The organism is Desulfosporosinus sp. BICA1-9, from assembly GCF_000802135.1.
Genome location: NZ_JUEE01000163.1, coordinates 1 through 11,648, shown reverse-complemented (window position 1 = coordinate 11,648; position 11,648 = coordinate 1). Strand labels below are relative to the sequence as shown.

The following is an 11,648-nucleotide window of genomic DNA, read 5'->3' as shown; positions in this document are numbered from 1 at the left end:
TCGCAAACATGGGAAATGTAAATCTTAAACTCTTGGTTGTCAGGATTGCTTAGTAATTGCTTAATGACCTTAGGGGTTGAAGTAAAGCAACGGTTAAATTATAAAAAAACAAAACTGCTCTTATTCTTTGAGAGCAGCTTTGTTTTTATTCGGGAAAACAGGGGGAGAGGTCCAGTGTTTTACCACTTGTTGCCGTAAAGCCCCTAGTTTAAACTATGGGGATATAAGGCAATCCATAAAACACTTGTTCTCTGCATAAACCTTTTATGGTATAATATACCTAATATGCTCTTTGAAAATCAAACATATGGGGTTGTGGCAGAAAGGCTGCCGCGTAAAATGTTTGCCGACTAATGTAGGAGTATATTTGGCGAAATGCGAAAACCAAGCAGTAGCCAATTAAGAAAAGCATTGCTTTTTCGTTAAACGGTGGGACACATCGGGATAGCTTGTGGGACTGAACCGGGTTGCCGGGCAGGATGAACCAAGAATCCCCTAGATTTATCTACGGGGAGTTGTCAAACTGTATCAATTGATGCAAAGGTCCTGCGGATCCCTTTTTGATACTCCACCTTGGGATAGCCAATAATCACAAATAATCCTTCTCGACTTTTATAGCGGATGCCATACTTCTGTCTAAACTTCTGAGCAGCTTTCCCGTTTTGAATTAAAGGATGTATAGCCCCAAGCATGCATGTCCCTAATCCTAGCGACTCTGCAGCGATCATGGCATAAGTAGCAGCAACAATGGGGTCGGCAGGGTCAGAATAAGGGGACCCATAGAAATACAGCGCTACGGGAGCATCATAATTTACTAGGTTTATCCCTTTATTCATGTTGTCTAGATACAAGTCCATTGTCGGTCGCACAAATCCCCTGAAAAGTTCATCATTGGCCTTTCCCCAGAATGGCCGCATAAGTGCCAAAAACCATCCTGATACAAGCCATTTTAGCCCTTCTAGATAATCGCAAAAGTCCTTTGCAAACTGTTGAACTTTTATTGAGCTGTCAAGAACAAGAAGGTTTACATCCGAAGGAGGTAAGCCCATCGGAGCTGTTTGGGCTGCTGCTATGACTTTTTCTATAAGTTCTTTTTCCACAGGAACCTCTTTAAACTCGCGAATACTGCGGCGGCGTTGCAAGAGGTTCAGCACTTCCTCATAAGAGGCCTTTTCCTGTTGGTCGGGCAGAGTCCATAAATCTTCTGGAATGAGACATCGGCCATAAATCTTAATTGCTTCTTGCGGGCAAATCGCCATACAATGCCCACATCCGATACAACCATAAACAGAACCCTTACTGATCACTTTGCCGTTTTTTCGAGAAAGATTAAAGCCTTTACATACTTCGATGCATAAACCACATCCCGTACAAAGGCTAATGTCGATCGAAATCTTAGCGGATTCTTTGGTCCTTGAAGTAGGTATTGCCATTAGTTAGCTACCCCCTCTAATTAAAATCCAACGTACTTCCTGCCATAGCCCACTTAAATACACTTGGAAATTCTGTCGCTAACTTACTCAGCATCCCCATACCAGTACAGTGATTTGGCGCTAAACAATCCAAATTGAGTCCTCGCAAATAGTCTATCGTTTGTTGCTGCTGATCCGGAGTAGCTGGGCCAAGATGAGTTCCTCCAATGATCGCTCTTACTTTATGCTCCCCAGTCACTCTCTTCGCATGTTCTACGATGTTCACCAATCCTGAGTGTGCGCAGCCGAGAAGTATGATTAACCCCTGGTCTGTTACATAAAAAAGGCTTAGATCATCTCGAATACTGTCCTGAACAATGTCTCCTCCTTTGATCTCAATTAACTTATCGTCAACGCGTTCAAAAGATGTTTGTCGTGGGATTTCACCACTTAGCCAAAGTCCCGGACTTAATTCTAAAGGCTCACTATGCCAATGAAACTTAGCTCCAGCACTCTCTAGTAGCTTCTGACAGTGTGGTACCCCGATATATCTGTCTGCATGCCCTTTAAGTCCCCTACCGTAGTGCTCAGTAAATAAATTAGAATGTGCATACACTGGAATTGTCCCTCTATATTGAAGGAACTTAAAAAGTCCTCCCGTGTGATCAAAATGTCCGTGGCTTAAGATGACACGATCAATTCGCCGCAGATCATGTCCCAATATCATAGCGTTGCTGATTAGATTGCCCTGTTCCCCGGTATCGAATAAAATTCGCTCATCGCCAAAATCCAAGATCATCGACAAACCCCACTCCGATAAGAGCCCTAAAGGAGCTCCAACCGTGTTTTCTACCAAGATCGTTACTTTAAGCTTTCTCAAATAAAGTCCTCCTTCATATATGATCATTTTTTTGTCAAAAGCTTTACTGTTCTGTAATCACTTTACAAATTCAATATGCACAACCCTTAAATCCTGCCTTAAAATCTTTAAAACTTGTTTTATTTTCCCTGATTTCTATGAGTAGCAATACTTTTGGCGTAACCCCTCCTTCTCCTTCACCATCTAGGCAATTATTTGCTCCTATTTATTGCCATCTCCTAGATTACCTTTCAGAAAAAAGACATCGCCTAGTTAGTTGAAATTGTTGTTGATGATTTGGGTGGAGAGTAGCGAGGAAAAATAAATAGCTGCTAGCCTCTAAGTCGAATAAAACGTTTTTAAATGGGATTTATTTGAGTGGTATTTCCTGCTATAATTTAGAGGGCTTAAAATACTTAAATGGAGGATTAATTAATATGAAGTTTTTAACTCAATTAAAAGGCGAGGACACTTGGCAGGAAACTACTTTGGAAGAATGCCTTCTCAAAACAGAAAAAGCTGGTTTTTATACACCAGGAACTGTTCAGAAAATGTTAGAAGACGGTAAAGCTGTCGATACGCCTTGGTCCATTTTCAAGAAAGCAGAGTAGCAACTTTGATTATCTCAACAAATGATTGAAAAGAGCCCGTAAGTTACGGACTCTTTTTTATATAACAGAGTGGAATATATCTGAAAATCTATCTTGATCTTTATTTCAGGAATTCTCGTCTTTATCTTACTTCCGGAGCTATCACGGAGGCTTTCAACTTTTTTGAAGAGATATCGTCAGATTTATTCCCTTGGATTCGTCTATAACTATAGCAATAAAACTAATCAGCAAAAGAATTTCAGATACGGGGAGGATTCAAGATGAAGAGAGTTTGGTATTTTCTTGCCCTAATTTCAGTGTTCACGGTTGTCATTACCATATCCAACCTGAATAAACCACCAGATCTAAGTTTGGCTCAAGTACATAGTCTGCCTCAGGAACAAAGTCTACCTGTCATAGGAACGGTTGAAAAGCTACGCAGTATTTTGGAAACGGCTGAGAGTTCCAGAATTTCCACAAGACAAGGGATAAATTTTGGAACTGGGATAATGAGGGATGAGATGACCAAGTCGGCCGCTCCCTCATCCGCCTCCTCAGCTCCCGCAACTTCAAATATTGCGGTAAGAGGAAGTAAGGACTTTTCTACAACCAACCTGCAAGTAGAAGGGGTTGATGAAGCCGATATCGTCAAAAACGATGGCAAGTATATCTACCAAGTTAGTCAACAGGAGCTGATCGTAACCCAAGCGGATCCCTCTGATCAGATGAATATTGTTAGCCGCATCAGTTTTAAAGGCAGCCAATTTTCACCGCGAGAGCTGTTTGTCGATGATAAATATCTAGTTATAATAGGCAATGCTAATTATCAAGAAGAATATCCCATCAATCCTCAAAAAGATCAATCTAAATCACTAATATATCCACCAATCTTCCATAAATCAACGGCCAAAGTTATCATCTACAATCTAGCCGATAAAAAAGATCTTGAAAAAATCAGGGAAGTAGAACTTGATGGAGAATACGTATCTTCACGAAAGGTCGGTAGTAATCTCTATTTGATCGCTAACAAATACTTAGACACTTATCGGATTATGCAACAAGGATTAGAGCCCCAATTGCCAAGCTATCGAGATACTGTTAATAATAGCGAATTCGTCACCATAGACTACACCGATATCCGTTACTTCCCAAACTCTGTCGAGCCCAATTATCTGCTGATCGCTGGTCTTAATCTTGACCAAGCGAATCAAAAAATGCAAGTTTCCACCTACCTTGGCTCAGGTCAAAATATTTATGCTTCGCCGTCAAATCTCTATATCGCAGTTACCCAGTATGAGCAGATAGAGCTACCGACACCCAAACCTCAACCAACCCCTGATTCCAAAGTGGCTCCAGCTATGGATCTGATAGCCCCGCCTTCAGTAGAAACCACAACCGCTCTCTATAAATTTGGTCTGGCTCAAGGCGAGACAACATTTAAGGCTCAAGGATCAGTACCGGGTACTATTCTTAACCAATTTGCTATGGACGAACATAACGATCATTTTAGAATCGCTACAACAAAAGGCAACATGTGGCGTACCGATGACAATACCTCTAAAAATAATGTCTATATCCTAGATCAAGCCCTTCAACCGACTGGAAAGATAGAGGATATTGCACCCGGAGAAAAGATCTATTCAGTTCGTTTTATGGGGGATCGCGGCTACATGGTCACCTTCAAAAATGTTGATCCCTTCTTTGTTCTAGATCTTAAAGACCCTACTTCGCCTAAAATCTTAGGTGCTTTGAAAATACCAGGATTCAGTGATTATCTCCACCCTTATGACGAGAACCACATCATCGGCTTTGGTAAAGAAACCATCGAAGTAAGCCAAACGAACCGTCAAGGAATTCTTCCCGGTACGCCCATGGGTTCCAATGCCTTTTATCAAGGCATGAAACTTGCCGTCTTTGATGTGACCGATGTCAGCAATCCTGTGGAGCTGTTCAAAACGTCCATTGGTGATCGAGGGACTGATTCTGAAGTACTTCGCAATCACAAGGCCCTACTCTTCGATAAAGAAAAAGGTCTTTTGTCGTTCCCTGTTACCTTAATGGAAGTAAAAAATTCGGATAGTAATCCAAGAGGTATCCCTCAATATGGCAGCTTTTCTTTCCAAGGTGCATATGTTTACCACTTCGATTTGCAAAAGGGTTTTACTCTCAGAGACAGAATTACACACCTTAATGATGCTGACCTTTTAAAAGCCGGACAGCATTATTATGGATCTAAAACCATCGAAAGGGTCCTCTATATTAAGGATACGCTTTATACCATTTCTCAAGGAATGATCAAAGCGAATGATCTCTCATCACTACAGGAGAAAAACCGCTTGATTCTTAATCCCTAAACCATGCCTATCTAGAGGTACCTTCTTCAACCTGTCACCTTGCCAACACAACACTTTGTTATGGCAGGTAAGGCTCAAACACATCCAGTTGTTTGAGCCTTACCTGCCACTAGTTTGTCCGTTATCCGTTAAAAATTTAATTCTTTCTATGCCCCCTAAGTACGATGAAAGCTCAGTTAAGAGTTATCTGTTGCAGTTACATTGAAGGATCTTTGGGCTTTTTTCTGAAAGGTAACCGACGTTTTAAGTTAATAAATAGTGACCCGCTATTCTCTACTTTTTCGGCTGAATAAATACCATCAATTTCATTAATATCTGCAATCAGATTTTCGATATTGATTTTTCGAAAGGGAGTTCTTAATTTGTACTCGATATGTGTTCTATTTGCCTCTTCTTTTAACAAGGTCATAGAAATATTCTGAGGAATTATGCTATGGGACTCTATAGTATGGTTAATTTCTTTGAGTTTACAGGTACCATTGACAGCAACGACTTTTAAAGTTTGGCTATTTCTAAAAAAATAGGTTTCAACAGAGCGCTCTAAGGTTAGGAAAACCAATACAGTTGCGACGAATGCTGAAAAATAAAAGCCGGCTCCTGCCGCCAATCCAATTGCTGATACCACCCATAGTGATGCAGCAGTGGTTAATCCTTTAATTGATGTTTTATCTCTTAATATTGTCCCTGCCCCTAGAAAACCAATGCCTGAAACAACTTGGGCGGCCAATCGTGCAGGGTCTTTATTTACTGAATCAAAATCAGAAAATCCATACATAGATATAATCATAATTAAAGCGGCCCCTAATGAGACCAAAATATGAGTTCTAAACCCTGCTGGACTATCGTTTCGTTCTCTTTCAAGCCCTACTACTCCACCAAAAACACAAGCCAAAAATAATCTAAGAGCCACCTCATAATCAGTAATGTACATACTTTCACATCTTTCACTACAAATTTTGCAGAGAGATATCCCATTATGCTGGAGATAAATTCTTATTGGATTGTGACCAGCGGTTTATAAAACTTTTTAAGCTATCTTTAAGCTATCACTTGATTATTCGTTGTATGGATGAATAATTCCTTTCATTTCCTAGAGCCTTCCAATTATAATTTCTGATGATAAGTTCAAAAGAAGTAGCTAATAATTGTATCAGATTAAGCGTCAAAAAAAATGGCGAATATGGACTATATAAGGCAAAAGCGCAACAAGTTTGATGCTGCACTTTTAGCCTTAAATCAAAATTCTAGCTCTAGCCTGCGAGCACAAGTGGGTTCCTTATGCGTTGGCTCAAGGCGGTTCTAAAGGTTGACGAAGTTCAAATAAGATGCACACACACACTAACGTCTAATCATTTCTCTGGTTACTCTCACCATCGATGAACCGTTAATTCCATCGTTTTTCTCCATTTTAGAAGTGATCAATCTTCGTGTCACTTCTGATGGGGAAATATTTCCCAACAAATTGTGAGCTGCGCTCATTGGAAAAATCATGTCCCGGGTAACCTTCACAATGGATGAACCGGCCTCCATCGCTGGATTAGAAAGACTATCTAGCAGATCACCGAACTCTTTGCTTTTAGCTCCGTCGATACCTTTAACTTTCACTTTTTCTTTCCCTTTTAACTTACTTTTATTTTTCCCCTTTCCTTTACGCTTACTCGTAATAAGTTCTATATTGTCGCTCTCTAGATTTGTTTCATAGTTAGTATTGTTAGGTTTCCATGTTTCTAGCACTTCTTGGGCAACTCGCTCCCAACCAAACCGTTCTTCTGCCAAACGTCTACCAGACTGCCCCATTCTCTGTCCAAGTTCAAGATCAGATAGGAGAATTTTTAGCGTCTCTGCAAATTCAACAGGGTCTTCGGGCCTCTCAACAATTAACCCATTTTGATCAATCACAACCTCTGGATTGCCACCTCTTGCTGTTGTGATAAAGGGTAAGCCCGCTGCCATGGCTTCGTAATGGACACGAGCCAAAGGTTCTTGCCATTCAGAAGGGCACACAAAAATATCTCCTGCCCAAAACCACTCATGAATTAGATCAGCGGAAACGTAACCCGTTGTAATCACTGGAAATGGCGCCTTCTCTGCAATAGCGCGAACATAAGCAACGTAATCTGTTACTGTGTCAACACTATACCATGTTCCACCCACTATAACCAAAGCAATATTTTTGTCAGATGAGTACGCTTCGTTGATAGCCCTAATTAAAAGATCTGTTCCTTTCTTGGGTGTCAGGCGTCCCACAAATAGTATGACTTTTTTGTCCTGTAGAAAATATTCAGCACGAAGTTTCTTTCGAATTTGAGCGGCAGAATTTGACGTTTTCCAAGGAACAAACCTTTTTAGGTCTACTCCAGAATAGATTGTATGGACCTTCGATGCCGCTTGAGGATACAGACTACCAATTTTATTTCCTACATAATCACTGACTGTAATAATTTTCTCTACTTCATTGATCGCGGTAAGCGCTATGCTAGGCAGAATTTTATCGTCGTTAAACATATCATTATGCATACTCAGAATAATTCTCGATTGTGGCGCAGCGTCACGGATTAAGGGAACAAGCCTAGGTCGATTAAAGACGTGGATTAAATCAAACGAATTTTCCTTAAGAAAAGCAATGACCTTCTCAGCGTATATTTCTAAGACGTGGTCGCCGTCGACTCTGATATACCGTATCTTATCGACTTTTTCTTCAAGAGGGAGTGAAGGATCTGTTGTTCCTAAGATCGTTAACTCATGATGCACACTCAAAGTATCGGAAATTCCCTTGATATAGGTTTGGATTGCTCCCCCACACACAGGCGGGACAGGTAGTTTTTCTGTACAAATCATAAGAACCTTTAGTGGACCTTTCTTGTCTGCAATTACACCCTTCAGTTTTGAAAGTTTACCCTTATTTGTTTTCTTCATGATTGATTCGACTTGCATCATCTCAGAGGTTTCAGATGGAAAATCTAGGTTTGATTCATAATCACCAGGTTGGAAGCTAATCATATCTTGGTTGAGTTCATCTAAGGCTAAACTCTTTGTTTTTTCCATGAGAGTGAGACGCTCGATAATGCTTCCTAAATCATGACTAATAAAATTTAGAGGATCGTAGAGTATTTCGTTAATGTGTTTATAAAACTCATTGGGAAAGGCCAAATCGATTAATAATGTTTGATAAGTTTCTACATCAAGTGGATTTGCTTGATGGTAGGCATCAATCATACCTTTAATCCAAGCAACATCCCACTTTCCCAACTCGTCCATGGTACTCGAAATGAGCTTGCGAAGATCGCGAATCGGTAAATCAAAGGCTACTCCATCTAAATCAATCACCCACAGACCACCTGGACCAAGTTGTCCGTTTGACCATCCGTAGTCTTGGTGAACGAGTCCCCAATGAGCTTCGCCTTTCGTAACTATCCGAGCATAATGAGATTTTTCTAGAAGACCTAATGCGTCTTTAGCTTGTTGCTCAAAGATCTCTAAAGTCGAAAGAAGCTCTTGACTACTTGGTAATTCTTTATGAACCATTGCTACATTTCGAAACCAGTCAATTTTCTTAATTATTTTGCGATAATAAGCCGGCCAACGATATAATCTAGAGGCTCTTTGTGAACCAATCGGGGGAATATATCCCTTGGAATGCTGATGAAATTCTCCTAAACCGTAACATAAGGCCTGTGCGCCCTCAAGATCCTTCCCAGCCGGGGTTAAGGTGTCAATCCAATCTGTGACAATCCATAACTTTCCACCCTTTTCTACATTGAGACGGCCTTCTTTCGTCATTTTTAATTCAGGAACCCTTCCACCTTGTTTTACAATGTAGTCCTGTGCCCCTACACTGAAGAGACTTCGAATTGGCTTCCTGTGTAGAACTTTCAAACTGCGAGGTCCTTTATCCGTTTCAATCTTCCAGATAGCCCCACCTTTGTCCGATTTTGAAGTGATTAACGTCTTATTTTGAACTTCCATATCGTAGCAATTAATTACTTGTTCAGCCAATTCATCAACTTGTGGGGGTACCCACATATCTAAATCGATACCTGTCTGCTGAACTTGATTATCCCACGGTTGGATTAGATACTCTTCCACATCTTCCCCTCCACCAAAATCAAATAATAATATAATATAATCTATTCTAATCAAGGGCTAAAGGAAACTTACCTCAGACGGAGTTTTAACTTCCTCTGTCTATACCAAAATCTGTAACGCTTCATCTCTTGCACAAATACAATAAGTTAATCGACATTATTTGAGATTGGGTTGACGATTTATGAGAATATGTATTGTAGGAGCAGGTTATGTAGGGCTCACAACAGCAGCTGCTTTAGCGGATTTTGGTCATGAAGTTCAATGTGTGGATATGGAAGAATCAAAAATCGAAAGCCTTCGTCGAGGGATAGTCCCCATCTATGAACAAGGTTTAGAAAACTTGATCGGCAAAACCCTTAATAGTGGTAAGCTTACTTTTTCATCTCAGGTAAAAGAGAGCATTCGGGATTACCCAATTATTATCATAGCAGTTGGTACTCCATCTAAAGAAGATGGCAGTAGCAACCTTACTTTTCTTAATCAAGTGGTTGAGATGATAGGTTCTGAGATTCATGATCATAAAATGATTATTACCAAAAGCACAGTTCCACCGGGAACTAATCAAAGCATCTATCAAACATTAATTGCAATGGGAATAAATGAAGAATTATTTGATATTGTTTCTAACCCCGAATTTTTACGGGAGGGCACGGCATTATGGGATATTTACCATCCTAATAGAATTGTCTTTGGCACAAAAACTGCTCGGCCCATCGAAGTTTTGAAAAAGCTCTATGAAAAAGGAAGCGCTCCCTTAATTTTTACCAGTTTATCCGGAGCAGAACTAATCAAATACGCCAGCAATGCTTTTCTGGCCACTAAAATCTCGTTCGCTAATGAAATCGCTCGTATCTGTGATGTTTATGAGGTGGATTATGCTGATGTCGCTAAGGGTTTGGCGACCGATCCCCGTATAGGGCGGCTTTTTTTGAACGCTGGACTGGGTTTTGGCGGATCATGTTTACCCAAAGATTTAAGTTCACTTAAACATTCTGCATTACTACAAAATGTGGAGACCAAACTACTTGATGCAGTTCTAGAAATCAATGAGACTCAAATTGAACTTTATTTGAACAAACTGAGTACGATGCTTCCAGACTTGTCTAAAAAGCAAATAACCGTTTGGGGTGTGACCTTTAAACCCGACACGAATGATCTAAGATCCTCTCCTGCCATTGCTCTTATCAAACGACTTGTTGAAAAGGGGTGTCGTGTTCATTCTTTCGATCCTATGGTTCAACTTAAGTTTCCTGAGGTTACTCCATATAGAAATCAGTATGAATCGGTGAAAGATTCCGATGCTCTGATTATTGCAACTGAATGGGAACAATTTATCAATACTAATTGGTTAGAAGTAAAACTAAAAATGAAGGGATCTATCATTCTGGACGCCAGAAATTGTCTTGATGTGAAAAAGGTTAGAAAACAAGGATTAGTCTATTTGGGGGTTGGAAAACGATGAGAGTATTAGTGACAGGGGCCGCTGGGTTTATTGGATCTCATCTTTCTGAACGATTACTTCAAATCAACGATGTCGAGGTAATTGGAATCGATGGTTTATTGTGAAGATTTACTCAACCAAAAGGTAGACTCCTGATTTTTCGGACCGACTTAAAGGAGATCCCAAGGATACCTGGGCAGATATAACGAAAGCACAAACGTTACTAAACTATTATCCTGAAACCACATTGAAAGCAGGGTTAGAACAACAAATTCATGATATGCGCTTATTAGGATGTGTAAACACTTATATTGTCAGAGCAATCCACAATTTAGTACCAATTGGTAGAAATATTCATATAATACACAAGAAATCTCTAACCTTATAAAACTTATACAGGTGGAGATAGATTGTGTACGGAAATTATTTTGAGGAAGGGTGCGAGAATATGCACAAGGATGAATTTCTGAAATTACTTCATGATGTACTAGCAAAAGAAAATGACATCGAAAAAATCAAGGTAATCTATAAAAATGGAGAAGAATTGAAAATAGGATTTGAGGACGACGAGGACGACGACGATGAAGTAGACGATGTCGAATCTGCTCAAGAAGTAATTGCTGACGGCGATGAAGTAGACGACGATGATGACGACGACGACGATGATGATGATGACGACGACGACGATGATGATGATGATGACGATGATGACGACGACGACGATGATGATGATGACGACGACGATGATGATGATGACGACGACGATGATGATGATGACGACGACGATGATGATGATGACGACGACGATGATGATGATGACGACGACGATGATGATGATGACGACGACGATGATGATGATGACGACGACGATGATGATGATGACGACGACGATGATGATGATGACGA

Annotated in this window: 9 protein-coding genes; 5 read left to right on the top strand and 4 right to left on the bottom strand. The window is 40.3% G+C overall.

The features are described 5' to 3' along the window. Positions 1–518 precede the first annotated feature (518 nt). Together JL57_RS20660 and JL57_RS20655 are read right to left on the bottom strand one after the other, a co-directional pair. Positions 519–1,433, bottom strand: coding sequence for a nitroreductase family protein (locus JL57_RS20660; RefSeq protein ID WP_034140519.1), 915 nt, complete (start codon positions 1,431–1,433; stop codon positions 519–521). A gap of 16 nt (positions 1,434–1,449) precedes the next feature. After that, positions 1,450–2,292, bottom strand: coding sequence for an MBL fold metallo-hydrolase (locus tag JL57_RS20655; protein WP_034143862.1), 843 nt, complete (start codon positions 2,290–2,292; stop codon positions 1,450–1,452). A 416-nt stretch (positions 2,293–2,708) separates the two neighbouring features. On the opposite strand from JL57_RS20655, the gene JL57_RS35070 reads away from it, so the two are divergent. Continuing rightward, positions 2,709–2,882, top strand: coding sequence for a hypothetical protein (locus JL57_RS35070; protein ID WP_291300358.1), 174 nt, complete (start codon positions 2,709–2,711; stop codon positions 2,880–2,882). 260 nt (positions 2,883–3,142) lie between these two features. Further along, positions 3,143–5,215 (top strand): beta-propeller domain-containing protein, encoded by a 2,073-nt coding sequence (locus JL57_RS20650; protein ID WP_034143861.1) that lies wholly within the window; start codon positions 3,143–3,145, stop codon positions 5,213–5,215. Positions 5,216–5,411: 196 nt separating this feature from the next. Here the strand turns inward: JL57_RS20650 and JL57_RS20645 are convergent, their stop codons facing one another. Both JL57_RS20645 and JL57_RS35065 read right to left on the bottom strand, forming a co-directional pair. Continuing rightward, positions 5,412–6,146 carry an MgtC/SapB family protein gene (locus JL57_RS20645; protein WP_034143860.1) on the bottom strand — a complete coding sequence of 245 codons (735 nt, stop codon included), beginning with the start codon at positions 6,144–6,146 and terminating at the stop codon, positions 5,412–5,414. A gap of 407 nt (positions 6,147–6,553) precedes the next feature. Next, positions 6,554–9,301, bottom strand: a complete 2,748-nt coding sequence (locus tag JL57_RS35065; protein ID WP_291300357.1) for a CotS family spore coat protein — start codon at positions 9,299–9,301, stop codon at positions 6,554–6,556. Between the two features lie 181 nt (positions 9,302–9,482). Between JL57_RS35065 and JL57_RS20630 the strand changes: the two genes are divergently transcribed. From JL57_RS20630 to JL57_RS35055, 3 genes are all read left to right on the top strand, one after another. Then, entirely contained in the window at positions 9,483–10,763 is a 1,281-nt protein-coding gene (locus JL57_RS20630; protein WP_034143859.1) for a UDP-glucose/GDP-mannose dehydrogenase family protein, read from the top strand. Next, complete coding sequence (locus JL57_RS35060; RefSeq protein WP_366557064.1) at positions 10,760–10,867, top strand: NAD-dependent epimerase/dehydratase family protein; 108 nt, start codon at positions 10,760–10,762, stop codon at positions 10,865–10,867. Before JL57_RS20630 ends, JL57_RS35060 begins: the two co-directional genes overlap by 4 nt. Before the next feature lie 519 nt (positions 10,868–11,386). After that, the coding region (locus JL57_RS35055) for a hypothetical protein (RefSeq protein WP_291300356.1) at positions 11,387–11,648 on the top strand (262 nt) is incomplete at its 3' end.